10 protein-coding genes are annotated in these 17,674 nt (G+C 43.1%); 2 read left to right on the top strand and 8 right to left on the bottom strand.

What is annotated here, in order from left to right; genetic code table 11:
* The first annotated feature begins 81 nt into the window (after positions 1–81).
* Complete coding sequence (locus ACE2AL_RS04075) at positions 82–273, top strand: SymE family type I addiction module toxin (RefSeq protein WP_375084025.1); 192 nt, start codon at positions 82–84, stop codon at positions 271–273.
* A gap of 69 nt (positions 274–342) precedes the next feature.
* Here the strand turns inward: ACE2AL_RS04075 and ACE2AL_RS04070 are convergent, their stop codons facing one another.
* Entirely contained in the window at positions 343–720 is a 378-nt protein-coding gene (locus ACE2AL_RS04070; RefSeq protein ID WP_375084024.1) for a contact-dependent growth inhibition system immunity protein, read from the bottom strand.
* Positions 717–2,078 carry a VENN motif pre-toxin domain-containing protein gene (locus tag ACE2AL_RS04065; protein ID WP_375084023.1) on the bottom strand — a complete coding sequence of 454 codons (1,362 nt, stop codon included), beginning with the start codon at positions 2,076–2,078 and terminating at the stop codon, positions 717–719. Before ACE2AL_RS04065 ends, ACE2AL_RS04070 begins: the two co-directional genes overlap by 4 nt.
* A gap of 105 nt (positions 2,079–2,183) precedes the next feature.
* Here ACE2AL_RS04065 and ACE2AL_RS04060 point away from each other — a divergent pair, with 105 nt between their 5' ends.
* A complete protein-coding gene (locus ACE2AL_RS04060) occupies positions 2,184–2,378 on the top strand; it encodes a SymE family type I addiction module toxin (protein ID WP_375084021.1) in 195 nt (64 codons plus the stop codon).
* 43 nt (positions 2,379–2,421) lie between these two features.
* Here ACE2AL_RS04060 and ACE2AL_RS04055 read toward each other — a convergent pair whose 3' ends face one another.
* The 6 genes from ACE2AL_RS04055 to ACE2AL_RS04030 all read right to left on the bottom strand — a co-directional run bounded on the left by ACE2AL_RS04055 (position 2,422) and on the right by ACE2AL_RS04030 (position 17,615).
* Complete coding sequence (locus tag ACE2AL_RS04055) at positions 2,422–2,946, bottom strand: hypothetical protein (RefSeq protein ID WP_375084020.1); 525 nt, start codon at positions 2,944–2,946, stop codon at positions 2,422–2,424.
* Entirely contained in the window at positions 2,943–3,431 is a 489-nt protein-coding gene (locus ACE2AL_RS04050; protein ID WP_375084019.1) for a hypothetical protein, read from the bottom strand. The genes ACE2AL_RS04055 and ACE2AL_RS04050 overlap by 4 nt, the downstream gene beginning before the upstream one ends.
* 12 nt (positions 3,432–3,443) lie before the next feature.
* Positions 3,444–3,905: a hypothetical protein gene (locus tag ACE2AL_RS04045; protein WP_375084018.1), complete on the bottom strand. Its 462-nt coding sequence runs from the start codon at positions 3,903–3,905 to the stop codon at positions 3,444–3,446.
* Positions 3,906–3,979: 74 nt separating this feature from the next.
* Positions 3,980–4,294: a hypothetical protein gene (locus ACE2AL_RS04040; protein WP_336844144.1), complete on the bottom strand. Its 315-nt coding sequence runs from the start codon at positions 4,292–4,294 to the stop codon at positions 3,980–3,982.
* Positions 4,295–4,296: 2 nt separating this feature from the next.
* Positions 4,297–15,894, bottom strand: a complete 11,598-nt coding sequence (locus ACE2AL_RS04035) for a hemagglutinin repeat-containing protein (protein ID WP_375084016.1) — start codon at positions 15,892–15,894, stop codon at positions 4,297–4,299.
* An 11-nt stretch (positions 15,895–15,905) separates the two neighbouring features.
* On the bottom strand, positions 15,906–17,615 hold the full coding sequence (locus ACE2AL_RS04030) for a ShlB/FhaC/HecB family hemolysin secretion/activation protein (protein WP_375084015.1): 1,710 nt from the start codon (positions 17,613–17,615) through the stop codon (positions 15,906–15,908).
* Positions 17,616–17,674 lie beyond the last annotated feature (59 nt).

Raw genomic sequence — 17,674 nt, 5'->3', positions numbered from 1 at the left:
GTATTTGTCGGTGGTTTGTTCGGTGTTTTTGAACAAAAAAAGAAAGGGAAATAACACGATAGGCTTGCAATATTTGGATGGGTGATTAAAGAAGAAGTGGTCAAAACCAGACAGTATACAGTGGGCTACGCCCCCAACCGCGGTAAGCCCAACCCCAGCCCACAACTCACCTTAAGCGGTAAGTGGCTGAATGAGATGGGCTTTGAGGTCGGTAGTCACTATACCCTCACGCGCCAAGCCGGACAGTTGATCATCCGGCTGGCTGAGGAGTGAGGTAGCTAAGGAGATCCCAGTGTGGGGCTGGGATCTTTTGTATTAGTAGGATAAGATAAAAGTTGATGATTAATAACTCATTATTTTTAAAATATCTTGCTGTAAGTCTTTTGACAGTTCAGTAAGATCCAATGATGTCAAGATTCTTTTAATTTCATTAATGCTTCCTATATTCTGACTAATATCCTTACCTGACAGTGATGCTATAGAAGCAATTAATTCACCATCATAATACTCACCTGCAAGTGGTTCATCTTTTAATATATTGCATGCATTAGGCAATATTATTTCTAAAAATAGCTTTTGCCTAATAGCGCGACAAATATCTTCAATTGATAAATCCGATATTGGCACATCAATTACTCGATAAAACCAATCATCTAAAGGTGATGTGTGCCTTTCACTTGTATCTATTGAATTTTCAAGTAGTGTTCTAAAAGTAATCATATGCCATAACCCTTAATAGATGACTCTATCTTATCGATTGCTTGTATAGCTCTATTATATGCGGCTTGAGCTTCGGGGTTATTAATATTTTTCAGAGTTTCAGCATTATTACGTAATCCTCTAAGTGTATTATTCATTTCTTGCATATGATCCCAATATCCGCCATTTGGTTTAGCTACTGGATTTCCGTCCATATCTTTAAGCGTTCCCATAATATCATGGTCTTTCATCGCTTTTTCTATTGCATTATCGATTTTACGGACAGCGCTTTCTTGCTTCTGATTAAGTTTTTGTACTTGCGTGTTTTTTTGAGGTTCTTTTGATTTATTTTCATCATCAGGCTCAAAACCATTCGGTGTCCCGCTAGCACTACCGCTACTTGAAATCCCAAGCGCTTCTTTTTCTTCTTTAGTTAGTTCTTTCCCTTTATTTGGATTGGATTCATTACCGTTACCTGATGTATTGTTTTCAGATAATGTAACCTTGTCTCCCCATGTTTGTGTACCAAACATCAGATCACCCAAACCGCCACTGGCTAGAATTTGGCTATCCAACCACAATATTTGGTCTACAGATAAGTTAGCGATTTTCGATGGGTCTCGGCTGATCCCTGCATTCGTAGCTTCTTCAATTTGTTCTTTGGTTAAAACGAATGCGGTTGATAAGCCTAACGTCCCTGTTACGGCATTGCGACAACCCGGGTTTTGCGCGCAAAGTTTAATCGCACCTTTTCCTGATTCTTTCGCTATCGTACCGCTCAGATAGTTATTCTCAACCGTGGTCTTCCCTGCCTCTGCGGCATTTGCCGCACTCGACGCATCCCCGCCAACTAGCCCTCCCGCTATACCCGCGGCCAGGCTTGCAAACGCACTCACCGTCGATTTTTCATCTTCCGTTAGCTCACTTGGCTTTTTCTTATACAGCTCTTGCGACAGCATTCCCACCGCTTCTGCCGTCATCGCACCTAACGATTGTGCTCCTGCATTTTCATCTTTTGCCAGTGCTAATGCAACATTCGCAATACCGTGCGCCGCTATACGACCCTCTTTATTTTCAGCTGGGATATGTTGCGCTATTTGATTCGCGATATACGGCGCACTCGCATTCGCCACCGCTTTATTTACATCCCCATTCACCAAGCCTTGGATTAACGCTGTGCCCGACTCCACTATGCGGCGTTTATCACCTCCCACGCCCCATTCAGATTTGTTAACTTGAGCTTGAATAGCATCTTCTCTTTCCTTGCCACTCAACTCAGGGTGCGCTCTATCTACATCCTTCGTGGCTTTTATGGTTGCATCCGTCACCGCAATATCCGTAATCTGCTTACCTAACCCTGTGCCAATGCTACCCGACAAGCTACCGCCTTTTTGCTTCGAATCGTATTTGTCAGTGGTTTGTTCGGTGTTTTTGAACAAAAAAAGAAAGGGAAATAACACGATAGGCTTGCAATATTTGGATGGGTGATTAAAGAAGAAGGGGTTAAAACCAGACAATATACAGTGGGTTACGCCCCCAACCGCGGTAAACCCAACCCCAGCCCACAACTCACGTTAAGTGGTAAGTGGCTGAAAGAGATGGGGTTTACGGTGGGAAGCCACTATACCCTCACCCGCCAAGCCGGCCAGTTGATTATCCGGCTGGCTGAGGAGGAGTAAGACAGCTAAGGAGATCCCAGTGTAGGACTGGGATCTTTAGAAGTTAAATAACAATAAGTTCGCCGCATTCGTCGAATGGAGCTTTTATTTTATAGTTTCGCGTATAGACATTAACTATGTGTTTTAAATAACTGTTTAGATCCCAGTCAGTCGCTTCTACCGTTTCTTCATTCTCATCATATTGATAAATTATGTTAGGAGTGTCAGATGCCGTTAGAACAAAAAAATATTGTGTATAACTTTCTACTGATATAAAAAATGGTTTTTTAGGTAATAAATCATGTCGTTGTATAGATGCTAAGTCTTGTCGTGAACCCACTTGAAATAAAATATCACCTCTAATTGTTTTTTGCCCTTGATAAAAAACAAGAGGGGTATCACCAAATAAACCTCCGCTACAACGACCAATACTAGTTAAAAAATCATACAATTGATCTTTCACTTCGATATCGTATAGACGCTCAATTTTTTGAATTTCATCTGCGGTGTACCCTCGCATATAGCTAAAATCAATCGGTAACTCCGGATACACTGAATGTAGGTATTCAATTAGCTTATTGTTTATCACTTATTTTCTCCAGTTGATCCTTGATAAATATTCACATTAAGATTTTTATTATTGTCTGCGAAATTTTGGCTTGTATAACCGCAACCAACACACATACCAGGATCTCGCTTAGACGTATTTTGTATTGCCATATTTACATCTGCTTTTTGGCCTTTATAAGCATCTTGAATGTGATTAAATAACTTTTGTTCCGCATGATTAAAATTCGTTTTCTTGGCATCAATGTCACCGACACTGGTAAAACTGTTTTTATCATCCCGGATTACTTTATAATTTGTTCCACCAATATTGACTTTATCTGGGGATTGACCTGACCATGACTTACCACTCACCGAAAGATAATATTCAGTTTTACCATTTACTGTGACTGGTGCTGTTGCATAACTTATAGCCGCATCTTCTTTTTGAGCTCCTAACTTAAGATATTGTTTTGTTCCTTGTCTAATAGTATTTAAATTTAATGCTGGATCATTAACTTGTTTCAAGTCATGAACTTGCTAGTTATTTAGTTTATTACTGCTAGTTTGGTTAGGAGATGTCTGTGTATTACTTCCTGTATTTTTGCTTTCGTTACCTTTATTTCCTTTACCAATTTTACTTCCAATCGCACCACCAATCCCAGTTCCTGCTAATGTAGACCCAATATCGGATACGGCAGCTAAATCCTTACCAAACTCACTGGTATGCTGATTGATAACTGCATTATCTTTAACTGTTTCTTCTTGAACGAAATTGACAACATCAGGATCAATCCCTAGCCAAAGCCCATTGGCCATGTTTTCATTATAAGCTTCATTGGCTAACTCGCGCCCGAAACCACATAAATCTGGGTTATCTATGCATGACGCTTTATTTTTTTCTCTATCTTTTTCAGCTTTTGCACGAGCTTCTTCTAAAATTGGCGTTATATCTTCGCCTTTTCTTTTAGCCTCTTTGATTTTCCTATCTAAGGTGAACATATCACCCGATAAATAGTTATTCTCAACAACAATTATTTATGATTAATTGCATATGATTAATCAATATTCATTCTCTATGCTTCTTTATGCATTAATTTTCGTAAAAAATCACGAGCTTCTTTTTTAGCTCGCCCTTTCCCTTGAAGACTTTTTTCATACTCTTGTACAGTCAAAATTTCATTTTTAGTTATACTATGATCTATAGTCGAGAGGTCGAACTCTATTACAAATTGTTTATTTACTAAATAAGCATAAATTTCAACACATTGGTCTATTCCTTGATATAAAATATCTACCGAATTTAAAAAAGAAAACTCATTTTGAAGAAATGGTAAAATAATTTCTTTTTCAATTTCTTTAAATTTTATTAACTCATCATTATTATTCATGTTTAATTTATAACTCCAGGAGTTGCTGTAACTAAATTTCCGTGCTTATCAGTAAGGATAGTCATTTTATTCGTAGGACCATTACTAAATTTATCAATTCCAATTTGTTTATCTAAAATTATTGTTCGTTGATATAATATTTCTTCCTTACCTGTTGCTTTATTCAATGACGTTTGAGTCTTACTTATCGGTATCTTTACTACCTCTGGATTTTGTAATAATGATTTAAGTTCGGATTCACTAATTGTAAATTGGCTAGCATTTGAATTTCCAGAAAAATGACGTTTGATAACATGCTCCCAGCCAGCTTTTGAATTGCCATTTTGGACATTTATACGGGACTGAGTGATCGGATTAGCTAAATTACCTTTATCTATCGCATTAGGAGAGCCATTTGAAACTTGATACTCACCTGCATTAATTTTCGAATCATTTGGCTTCCATGCACCACTGGATGACTGCGAGGTTGGATTAGAAGGCGATTTTGTTGGTATGACATCACTCGCTTCTTTTATAAGCTTATTAGCACCATCAAGATCACCAGCTTTTAATAGTAATTTGGCTTCTTTCAGTGGTTTTGTGAAAACTTTAGCAAAAGGCAATGTGCCCGCCGCAGCTAATGTGTAATCAATCCAGTCATCTGCTTCAGCAAAACTTTTAAAATCACCGACCACTGGCACAAAATCAATACCTAAAGAAGCGGCTTCTCTGAAGAACTTATCGCGATCTTCTGCCATTTTAGCTGAGCAGGCACCTGCACTCATTCCTGCGCAGTTTTCTTTTTTATAGCGCTCAATTTCGGCGTTTACACGTTCTTCAGCGACTTTTTGAGGAGTTTTCCCCGCCGCTTGAGCTTCAACAAGATCACTGAGTGCATTATTCTCAACCGTGGTCTTCCCTGCTTCGGCTGCATTTGCCGCACTGGAGGTATCGCCGCCCACTAATCCACCTGCAATACCCGCCGCCAAGCTCGCAAATGCACTGACTGTCGCTTTTTCGTCTTCCGTCAGCTCACCGACCGTTTTACCGTACAGTTCCACCGACAACATGCCTACCGCTTCACCCGTCATCGCTCCCAGCGATTGCGCTCCCGCATTTTCACCTTTTGCCAGCGCTAATGCAACATTCGCAATACCGTGGGCGATAATCCGACCTTCCTGATTTTCTTTTGGTATTTGTTTGGCGATTTCATTGGCAATATACGGCGCACTCGCATTCGCCACCGCTTTATTCACATCTCCACTGATAAGCCCTTGAATCAAAGCGGTGCCTGACTCGACTATGCGTCGTTTGTCTCCACCGACTTGCCAACCTGAACCGTTGATTTCAGCCTGAATCGCCTGCTCTTTGATATAACCGTCTATCACACTTAAATCATTTGTCTCTACACCTTGTTTTGCTAGCGCTTTTTGTGCATCCTCTCTTTCCTTCTCTGTTGGCGTTTTATTTTCCGCATTCACCTTCTTCGTGGCTTTAATCGTCTCATTCGTCACCGCAATATCGGTAATCTGCTTACCTAATTCGCCCACTAACTGCGTTTTTTCTATCCGTTTTTGCTCTTTTTCTTTGTCAAAAATCGTATTGAGTTTCTCATGGGTATTGTCTGTATCTCGGCTTAAGTCGTTGATATCTTGCTTCTGATTAGCCTTATCACGGATAACAATTTCACCTTCCGACACCGCTGAGTGCGTGGTGTTGCTGTCTTTGCCTTGGTTGTTCACATTAGTCAACAAGGATCCCGCGGCATTCCCCGCAAGCTGGTCTGCAAATGGAGAGCCCCCCGTACTAAAGCCACCACTTTGACTATCCACCTTGTACTCGGCCTTGTTTTTGATGTCCCCAAAGCCCAGTGTGCCCGTATCCAATGTGTTCTTATCAGCCTCTGCCGTGCTACCAATCACCGCACCATCGAGCTGGGTGTGATTGCCCACCGTAATATCAAAACCGCCTTTGCCTGCATTGATACCCGTTTGTTTATCCACCGATTGATAATCACTGTGCATCTCGGTTTTATTCACATTCACCGATGCCGTGGTATTCAACCCTGTGCCAATGCTACCCGACAAGCTACCGCCTTTTTGCTTCGAGTCGTATTTGTCGGTGGTTTGCTGGCTCGATAAAGTTAAATTGCCGCCAACATTGGCTTTCACTGTTTCGCCGCTGACCTGCGCACCTGTTAATGTGGTATCTTTGCCGCTGTTCAAGGTCAGTTGTTTACCTGCATCCACCTGTGTATCGGTGTAATACTCACTATTACCTTTTTCGAAACCGCTGCCTTTATTAACGCTGGCATTGACGTTCCAACCGCCTGAGCTGATCCCCGCACCAATTGAACTGCCTGAGCTTGAGTTTTTGCCATCCACCGTTTGCGTGTTGCTAGCACTGGTCAGGTCGATATCATTTTTTGCTGTTAAGGTGATGTCTTTATCTGCGGTTAACTGGCTGCCTTGTACTGCCAAGTTGCCTTGACTGCCTTCTTTTTTGCCCGTGGCTGTAAGGTTAATATTATCCCCAGCGCTCAGGCTGCTACCAGATGCGGTATTTTGCTGCGTTTTTGTCGTGGATTTTGACGAGCTACTGCCATAAGACACGTTCACACCAAAGGCATCTGTGACACTGCCGCCTTTTTTCAGCCCAGCCAACTCACCAGCTTGTTCTGCTTGAACACCTTGCAGACCCGCTTTCATCCCTTTAAGTGCCGCTAATTGGCCATCGTCTTCCTGTTTCGCCGATTTCGCTGTCTGCGCCATACCGTCTAACATACTGCCCGCAGTACCACCTAATGACACCGTGAGGCCACTGGACTTACTTTCCACCGTCGTGATATCGGTTCGGCTATTTTCAGCGGCCGTAATATTCACGTCACTGCCTTTGATATTAATATCTTTCGCGGCGATTACATCACTGCCATGGATGTTCGCTGAACCACCAGCCTCCAGTGTCACATCACCTGCGGAGCTGCCGATTACGCTGCCTTTTTTCAAGTTACTGTCACTATCAGTCGTGACTTTTTGAGACGTTGATCCGACAGTTAAACCCAAGCCGCCTGTACTCATCAGCCCTGATTTCTTCGTCTTGGACATATGAGTTTCATGTAACGCCTCATCAGACGTAGTGACATTCAGCTGGTTACCTGCATTGACGGCAACATCGTTAGTTCCCAGAACATTGCTGCCCTGAATATTCACGTCATTACCTGCGGTCATTTTGATGCTATCGCCACTTAATGTACTGCTGATCGCAGTACGCGCGTTGACTTCATCATGGGTTTCTTTTGTGGTGCTCGATAGAAAACCTTTGTCCGTGTGTTTGGTGTGCTTAGCATAGTCACTGCTTTCCACCCCTGAGGTCAGGTTAATATCACGCCCCACATTCACAGCTAATTCGCCGCCACTGGACACATTCGCTGCGCGAGCGGAGAGATCTTGCCCTGCAGACAGTGTTAAATCCCCTTGAGTTTGGATTTGTGTGCCCACTTCTGTGCTATTAGCGCCACGATAGTAATTGCTTGAATTATGTGTGTAATCAAACGCTGAGCTAACATCGCGCGTTTCTAAACTAATATCCTGACCCGCAATAATGGAGGTTTTACCATCAACGCCTAAATTGCCAACATTTGTAGCGATCAGGTTGATATCTTGCACGGCTTTTAAGGTAAGCTGACCGTTATCACCCGTGACATAAATGCTGGCAGGGCGGTCGAGCCATTGTGATTGGCCATCTCCACGCTGCGCGGTTTCGCTGAGAATATCGCGCCCCGCGATGAGTGATACGTTATCTAAACCACGGATTTCACCACCCACATTTTTTATATCTTTCAATGCGTTGAGCTGAATATCCTTCCCTTGAATACGCCCGCTGTTTTCAATATTTTCTGCGCGTAAATCTGTTAATTCGCGGCTGTTAATTTCACCACTATTGAGCAAATCACCCGTAATATTGGCAGACACATTGCGCCCTGCAAGTAGTGCGCCATTGCCGTTTAGATCGCCTTGGCCTGCACGAACATACACCTGGGGCACACTTACCATCTCAACACGTCCATCTGGCAAGGTGACTTCTTTATTTACCATCCACACAATATCGGTTGTTAAGTTCGCCATTTGTTCTGGTGATAATGCAATACCTGGAGTCAGGTTAAATTGATTACCAAACGCAACACCATTCGTCAGCAGCGCACGGTATTGTTCTTCATCACTATTGTAGTTGCCTAATAAGCGCTGCCCTGTAGTTTCAATCAATTGATCGCGAACTAAGCGTTGCTCATAATAGCCATCACCTAAGCGCTTATGTAGCTGCTCATTAGTGACAATATCAATGCTGGATAACCATTTTTTGTAATTAGTGAAGCGAGAGTCCGTTTCAATTAAGAACTGGCTATCCGTGCCTGGTATGACGTTAAACAAGCTGTTATCTGGCAATTGGGTACTTGGCCCAACGGTTCTGATCACGGTATCGAGGTTGTCTTTACCTTGGGGCGCTTTTTCTGCCGTGATATTTTGCCCTTTACCTACGTCAGTTTGGCCTTGAATATCAGTACCATTCCCCACATTGGCATCACCTGTCTGCGCTGTCGCGCCAACAGTTTTATCATCGCTCACGTCAGCTTTCGCCGAAACCGAAGGTAATTGCGTTACTTCAGCCTGTTGGCCTGCTGTAAGCTCAAGAGGCGTATTTTGACTGTCTTTTAATGTAGTTTCCGCCAGCAACGCCCCTTGGTTATCCGTTATCGTTGACTCAGACACGGTATCCGCTGCGCCATCGAGCGGATTGACTTTCACACCATCCAAGTGAGTTTTATTAATTCCCCCCGCTTGCTCTTTTACCTCCAGTAAATGTAGCGGTAAATCTTCTTCGCTATTAATACCTTGGTATTTTGACGTACTAGTACGCGTTTTCCATTTACCACCGCCTTTATAGCGATAAATCGTATTTCCATCCTCAAAAATATGACGAACACCTTGTGCTTCTTTATTGTTTAGCTCATAGCCTGTTAAGATCAGGTTTTGCCCCGCAACAACGCGTGAATTTTCATTGTTCAGTTGCTGTCCATCAATCGTTAAGTGTTTACCACTGGTGATTAATGCTGCATCGCGTTTGATGATTTGCGTTTCATAAATTATACGGTCGTAATCATATTCATAGAAATTTTTAGTCCAATTACCATACTCAAACATCCGCCAGCGATTGGATTTTTCATAGTGAATACCCACTTCCTTGTTGAGCGTACCATCGTCATTAATCGCATAACGGGTTTGGTTACCATTACGTGGCTGAATTTTATAGCGCTTACCATTACCGTAATCGTACCAATCAAAGTGCTCGCGGCTAACTTCAACTGGTTTTTCAGTCAGCTCTAAGTGAATATCTTTGTTTTCCAGTAGATCAGTTTTGAGAGTAAGATTGCCATCCGCTTCAATATTTGCACTGTGGTTTTTCACACTTTTAGCATGGCCTGTGGCTTGTAGCTTGTCGTTGAGCACATTGCCGATGGCTAAATCACCGTCACTGTAAATTAAAGCGTGATCGCGGTTTACCAGCTCAGAAACTGCGAGATTAACCTCTTTACGCCCTGCAATAACCGCCGATTTATCCCCTTGTTTATCATTCAATAAGGCATTGGCTGCTATTGATAAGAAATCGCCATAAATACGCCCTGTACCTACGTTATCGAGATTTTTTGCAACAATGTGGGTCAAGGTACCATCAATTATCCCAGTATTGAGGACGTTGCCACTGGCCTTGATTCGCGTATTTTGCCCACTAATTTCCCCAGATAGCTGATTAATGACAGCCGTCGTGCTTAAAGCAAGCTCACCAAGGCTAGACATTAGCCCATAATTTGTGAAACCTTGGGCAAAATTAGCGGTTAAGCGTTCGCCCGCCTGAATACGCCCATGATTTTCAAATGCTTGATTAATAGCGAATGTCAGTGCTTTTTGGGCAATAAGTTTCCCTTCGCCTGTTAATGTGTTCGCTGATACACTCGCAGAACCATTGCTAACGATGACCCCTTGCTGGTTTGTCAGCGTTAAAGCTTTTCCTTTCACATTATCAGTAATGGTCAAATCTGACCCTGCGGATACCATGCCTTGGTTATTATTTAAGGATTGAGCGATATTTGCCTGAATAGCTTGCCCTGCGCGCACTGCGCCACGTTGGTTATTCAATTCAGTCGCTTTTAGCGTGGTATTTTGCCCTTCAATCCCTTGCCCTGCTTGGGCGGTATTTTGGTTATCAATATTCTTTGCGGTGATATTCAGGTTACCATTAGCTTTAATCCAGCCTTGTTGGTTATCAAGCTGTTGCACTAAAAGCAATTCAACGTTGTTTAGCCCTTGAAGAGTGCCTTTGGTGTTATTCAGGTATTGGCTAGCAACCTGTAAATCTGCCCCTGATAAAATTTGCCCTTGTTGGTTATCAACACCTTGCGTAATCGTCAGGTGGCTATTTCCCTGTGATTGCAATGTTCCTTCGCGGTTATTCAGGGTGGTGCCTGTGATTTTCGCTGAAGATTGACTTAAGAGTGTGCCTTTTTGGTTATCGATATGATTAACATCGACATTTAAGCCTTGTTTACCTTGTACGAACCCTTGCTGATTCTTCAGATCATTGGCTGTTAGGGTGAGTTTCTCTTCACTCGCTAACACGCCCTCTTGGTTCAATACATCATTTTTCTGAGTATTGATATCCAATAAGCCACCCGAATAAATCCGCCCTTGCTGGTTATCCAAGGTCTGAGAGGTTAATACATTTACCCCCGCACTTTGGATTTGCCCTTGCTGGTTCGTTAATTTGCCGCTGTTGAGCGTGAGGTTCCCACCACTTAACAACCCACCACTTTTTTGTGTGTAGCTATTGTTGAGAAGCTGCCCATGAGTGTCCAAGGCTAACTGCAGACCTGCTTGAACCCGCCCTTGCTGGTTATCAAACTCCCCACTGTTCAAGCTTAACCCGAAACTGGCTAAAATTTCCCCTTGGGAGTTATCGACACGGTTTTTCTGTGTATCGATTCTAATATCACTCGCTTGAATATGGCCTTGTTGATTAATCAGCTCACCAACCGTTAACGCCAGTTTTTGGCTAGCAAAAATCCCTTGATCGTCTGTTTTTGCGGTGTTGGTTAAACGTTGGCCTTGAGTATCAAGGGTGATAGATTGCCCCTTAATCGTGCCTTCGGTGTTATCCAACTGCTGAGTTTTCATCGAGATAGCAGATTGGCTGCCAATCAAACCTTGCTGGTTAGTTAACGCTTGGCTATTAAGCGCCAACTGGCCTTTTGCCACAATACGGCCTTTTTCGTTATCGAGCCCCCCCGTGGTTAACGTTAGCCCGCCTTGTGCATAAATACCTTTATTATCATCACTTTGCGTATTGTTTAATTGCTCACCATGAGTATCAATCAGCATGTCACTACCTGACTGAATGGTGCCCTGCTGGTTTTCAATTTTACCGCTATTTAACGTGAGTTTTTGTTGCGCTAACAATGCCCCTTGTGTGTTATCAAATAACTGGCTTTGGGTATTGATATTGATGCTATTGGCCTGAATGTACCCTTGCTGGTTTTGCAGTGCTTGGTTACGCATCTGCAATACTTGCTCTGCCGCAATAAGTCCCGCTTGGTTATTGATATGACCCGCAATATCTAATGTGCTATTCCCATGGCGTGCGACAACCTTACCCTGCTGGTTATTCAGTTCACTCGCTGTGATTTTCAAGCCATTTTCACCGACCAAAGCACCATTTTGGTTAACTAACTCATTTTTTACATCAATGGATAAGTGACCATTATTTGCTGTTAAAATCTGGCCATCTTGGTTATCAAGGGAATCCGCTGTTATCGTAAAGTGGCCATTACTGCCAATTTCACCTGCTTGGTTGTTTAACCGCCCTTGCAGCGTGATTTTTCCTGCTTTATCACCTGTTTGTAATAATTTGCCATTTTGGTGTTCGAGGGTGTTTGCCGTGAGAAAAACCTGATCTGCCTGAGTAACCCCTTGGTTTAATGACAGCGTTTCACCTTGAATATTCAAGGTATTTGCAGCCAGTAGCTCGCCTTTATCACCATCAAGAGATTGGCTGTTTAAGGTAACATCCCCCATACTCGCAATCACTTTACCTGTACGGTTAATCAGTAATTGAGTATCGGCGAATACCCCTTGGCGTCCAGTTAAGGTGCCGCTTGTATTATCCAGTACCTGTTGAATTTGTAGGTTTAACGCCCCCATTCTTGCACTGAATATTTTGCCTTGTTGGTTTCCTAACGTATTTGCCGTTATCTGCCAAGAACCATTACCACTGATGTTACCCGCTTGGTTATTTAGGTGTTGAGAAACGAGAAGTGAACCTTGTTGCTCTCCAAGTTGAGTCATTGTCCCTTGCTGATGGTTTAGGTTTTCCGCTGTCAGCTGAATGTGATTGGCTTGTGTATTTCCTGCGCTCAAGTCAATGTCTTGTCCATGCAGTACAAGCTCCCCATCCGCGATAATTTCCCCGCGCTGGCCTTGTACATTTTCAGCAACAATGAACATGTCTCCTTGCTTGCTAATCACCTTGCCATCCACATTAGTGAGTTGCGAGGCGTTCAATGTGAAATCATGTTCGGCAAACAGCGTTCCTGCTGTGTTATCTACGCTGTCTTGTGCATGAATAAACAATGCCCCCACTTTCGCAGCAACGACAGTACCTTGTTGGTTAGCCAACGCGTTCACATCCAGATGTAAAGCACCTTGGCTACTGATATTACCCGCTTGGTTATCAAGGGCTTGAGTCAGTTTTATTTGGCCTTTTTCACTGCCCGTTTGCAGCATTTTCCCACGTTGATGAGAAAGATTTTTCCCGTCTATCTGAATATTGTCAGCTTGGGTAATTGCGTCATTAAGGTTGAGATTATCTGCCGTTAAAGTCAGCTTGCCTTTCGAGAGTATTTCGCCTTTCTCGCCCTCTAGCTGCTTAAGTGTTAGCTGGTTATCTCCAAAGCTCGCAATAAGTTTACCTGATTGGTTAATCAAACGATTTGCTGCAAGTTTAATACCTTGATTACCTAATAATGTGCCTTGAGTATTATTCAATGCTTGTTGAATATTTAGGGATAATTGCCCTAATTTCGCTGCAATAATTTTGCCGTCTTGGTTATTCAACGCATTGGCTGAAATCTCAATTTGCCCATTGCTGGAGATTTCCCCACGCTGATTATCAAAATGATTTTGAATGCGTAGTTCTGTTTTCCCTTCCCCTACTTGCAGTAACGTTGCACCTTGATGGGAAAAGTTATTGGCTAAAATGGTAATTTGATTAGCTTGCGTAAGCCCATGATTTAAATTGATATCTTGACTTTCAATGTGCAAAGAGTTTTGTGCGAAAACCGTTCCTTTATGGCCATCCACCTGGTTTGCGGTGAGTAATGCAGCGCCTGATAAACTGCTAATTTTTCCTTGTGTATTCACCAGCTGATTGGCTTTGATAGCTAAATATTTATCAGTTTGGATCACGCCCTGCGTGTTATTCAATTTTGTGGTTGCAGTGATCTCTAACTGTTTGTTAGCACTGGTGAATAATTTACCATCACTGTTATCAAGGTTATCGGCCTGTATGTGCAGGTCACCTTTGGATGACACTCTTCCCCCATGGTTATCCAAGGTCGTCGCAACATCCACCGTCATGGCTTTATCGCCTGTTTGTAGGATATTTCCTTGGCGATGAGAGAACGCATTGGCTTTTAAGGTGATTTGTTCAGCTTGAGTCTTCCCATTATCCAAATTCATGGATTTCCCAGTTAAGCTTAGGGCGCCACTGGTCAGAATTTCCCCTTTTTTTCCATCCAACTTGTCTGTTTTGATGGATAGCCCTTGTTTGCCAGAGGCTAAAATCGTGCCTTGCTGGTTGTTCACATTTTGACTTTGAATATCCACTTTGCCATCACGGCTGAGCAGCTGCCCTGACTGGTTATTCAACTGCTGCGTGATGATTGCGGTATCACCCGCAAGGTTAATTTCCCCATTTTGGTTATCAAGCAGTTGGGTCTGTAATGCGTTTTTCGAATTGCCCGTTTGGACCAATTTACCTTGTTGGTTATGGATAAATTCAGGGGCAATTAACAACAAGTCTTTGGCAACAATTTCCCCTTTTTGGTTATCAATCCCTGTTTTTGCCGTTAATGTGACTTTATCCGTTGCCTGTAAATGCGCTTCTTTGGTGCGAATATCTTTTATTGTCGATGTCAGTGTGATGTTTTGAGCTTGGGTATTTGAGAACGAAAGGTCGAGTTCACTCCCTGTCGCTGTTAACGATTCTTTAGCAACAATATCACCTTGAAGTGTAACGTTTTTATCACCTTGAACCGTTAAAGAGCCCGCCGAGGTTAATTTTCCTTTGCTGTCGACCCCTGCCGCGAGCAAGGCTGTTTTATCACTGTTGATTTGTGCGGCATTTAAGGCCGTATCACGTCCAGCAACCATTTGGCCTTTATCGGTGTTGGTAATTGCCTGTTTTGCATTGAGCTTCACATTTTGCTGAGCTAAAACAGTACCTTGGTTATGAATTGATTGTTGGCTGTCGATGGCAATGTTTTGGCGTGCCGTGATCACCCCCGAGTTCCCCACTTTACCATTCGCTGATAAAGTGATATCCCCAGCTTCTGCCCCAATATGCCCTGCATTTCGTACACCCACGCCATTTTCTGTTCCACGCATTTTGATGGTATTGGCGTACATCCCCCCCAATGCAGCAACATCTAAAGCAAACTCAGGTTTATCATCCGTTGTGGAATTATCCGTTTTGAGAATGGTTTTCCCATCCGCTGCAACCGTGTTTTTCCCTGTGGTAATGGCTAAGTCTTTAGCATGCAATTTAGCATTAATATTGACTGAACGGGCGATTAACGCCGTATAGTTGGTACCATTACCGTTGTACCCCTTACCAACAATATTGATACTGCCTTTATCAACTTCAAACCCTTTGATTTTGCCATTTTCAATCAAGGTTTTGCCTGCCGATAGCAAAGCTTTATCCGCATTGATAAACCCACAACCATTACAGGTGATCCCCGCTGGATTGGCGATGATCACATCGGCTTTTTTCCCTGCAACTTCGATAAAACCGTTTAATTGACTCGGATCGCGGCTATTTACCTCATTTAAGATGATTTTCGCCTCGCCCTTTGCCAACCACTCATTGCCTTGGATCATTCCACCCAGTTGAGTGTTGACGTCGTGGCGGCTGTTATTCAGGATTGCCCCTTTGTTATCAACATCAAATTGGCTGTATTGGTTACGTGAAACGCCATCGCGATTAGGCGCTTGAATATTCACTTGAGGTAACCCATTTTGGGTATTCACAATCGTCGGTTGCTGATTACTAGGCGCATTACTATCCGCTTTAATGTTCGATGCGGAGGCGCTAATGCTCACCATACCCAACGTCAACCAAAGACTGGTAACAATGGGTTTAATTGACCAACGAACTCGGCTATTTGCTGTTTTTTTAACACGATTTTCTGTTTGGCACGCAGGCCCTGCTTGATGACTGCGAGTAATGTCCGCAACGACCATCACCATTTGGCGCGCTGCATTAAAAATTAAGCGGTAAAATAACTTATTCATCCTGAGATACCTTAATAATTCCAATTAACAGAAAATGCAAACGTCGCCGGATCCGTTTTAAATCCGTCAGGTTTAGAGAATGGCGTACCAATAGAGAGGTCGTAGCTGAGGTTAGCCGCACTGATTGCTCCCCTCAGACCAATTGCGCCCCCCGCTAGGTGATTGCCAAGATTACGGTATGTACCGTGTCCACCAATTTCCCCATAATCAGCCCCAAGATAGAGCTCTTGGTTCGGGAGCGGTGTTACCCATGAAAGGGTATTTCTTAGCGTCCATCCTTGGTCTGCACTGAGAGTTCGTTCCCCATCAAAGCCGCGAACCGTCCAGCGGTTACCGATACTGAATTGATCTTGAGGAGTTAGCTGTCTGTCACTAATTTGGCGTAAATATTGAGTTTCAAAACGCAGTTGTTGGTCTGAAACACGAAAAGGAATACTTGCGGAGGCTGAAAATTGCATCACTTTTGCCAGTGCAGTGGCATATTCCCTTGAGTTGGGATCGTTCGTTTCTTCAAAAGCAGGCATCGCACCAAACCAACGCGTTCCATGTTGATAGCTTGCGCCAGCGGTGATCGTTGACTGCCCGATATATTGACGATGGTTGAGACCCAGTTTCCAAGAGGTAGTACGGCGCTTTTGGTTTTCAATTTCGGTATCACGAACAAAGTTACGTGTTTCGCGTAAGTTAACATCATACGTTGCCGTCGTTTTTGCTGTTGCATCACGATATAACACATTGCTGAGCTGCAAGTTTAAGCTCTTACTTTTTCCACGATATTGAATATCATCATTCATACCAGCAATTGTTTGTGTATATTCATAATCACTCGCCGTGGTCGCAAATTGCCAATAACCAAAAGGAACAGAATAGTGGGCACTGTAGTTCGTCGTATCCTTGCTACTTGAAAAGCTCAAGTCACGAGTTGCAGTAATGTAGAAAAGATCGCTCAGTGAGGTCGGATTATCCAAGGCAAGCATGATACCAGCTTGGTTTTTACCCGTACTTTTTGACCCTGTGTTATCTGCCCATGCGCTCGCATGCCAATAGCGTGATTGTTGCCGATTAATCACAATTTGCGTTTCGCCTGGCCCATCCCCAGGGATCATTTCCATTGAAGCTTGTACCGTTGGTAAGCGTTGTAAATTTTCGAGGCCTTGCTCAATATCACGCAAATCTAATAAATTTCCCGAATGCGCTGGCATCGCGGTATATAACGTGCTGTATTGAGATGAGTTATCAGTAAAGAGAACTTTTTGTACCTTACCAGGTAGCACCACCAATTTAAGTGTGCCCGTAGATAAATCTTGCTCAGGTACCAACACTCGTGAAGTGATCCAGCCATGACTGATCAAACGATTCTGCACGTCGGTAATTAAGAGATTGATACCATCAATACCAATACAATGCCCAACCGCCTGATTGGCTAAACGTTGTACAGGAACCCAATGAGGTAAGCCTTCTTGCCCTGTGATTTCAACTTGTCTAATCACAAAGCAGGGGGTTTCCTCAGGGAATTGCAACTGTGTTTTTGCAATAGGTGAAAGCAAGCTGACATCAGGAGACTTCGCGTCAAACTGTTGTTGTTGCGCTTGCTGCTGCTGCGTCTGCCGATTAAATAAGTTATCTGTATTATCAGGCTTCAATAGTGAGTCTTTTGCGACGGTAGGAAAACAAAAGGTAAATAAAATTGATCCATAGATAAAATTACGCTTTAAAAACATTATTTTTATTAATCACTATGATTTGAGTTAAGTCAATATACGCAACTTTACACAATTTG

The organism is Providencia xihuensis (assembly GCF_041953405.1).
GTDB lineage: Bacteria > Pseudomonadota > Gammaproteobacteria > Enterobacterales > Enterobacteriaceae > Providencia > Providencia vermicola.
Note: the sequence above shows the minus strand (reverse complement) of the source record. Positions and strands in the feature narration are given on the sequence as shown.

Excerpts from the sequence above, each read along its gene's own strand:
- ACE2AL_RS04070 (WP_375084024.1), bottom strand. The coding sequence starts at position 720 with ATGATTACTTTTAGAACACTACTTGAAAATTCAATAGATACAAGTGAA.
- ACE2AL_RS04045 (WP_375084018.1), bottom strand. The coding sequence starts at position 3,905 with ATGTTCACCTTAGATAGGAAAATCAAAGAGGCTAAAAGAAAAGGCGAA.
- ACE2AL_RS04040 (WP_336844144.1), bottom strand. The coding sequence starts at position 4,294 with ATGAATAATAATGATGAGTTAATAAAATTTAAAGAAATTGAAAAAGAA.
- ACE2AL_RS04035 (WP_375084016.1), bottom strand. The coding sequence starts at position 15,894 with ATGAATAAGTTATTTTACCGCTTAATTTTTAATGCAGCGCGCCAAATG.
- ACE2AL_RS04030 (WP_375084015.1), bottom strand. The coding sequence starts at position 17,615 with ATGTTTTTAAAGCGTAATTTTATCTATGGATCAATTTTATTTACCTTT.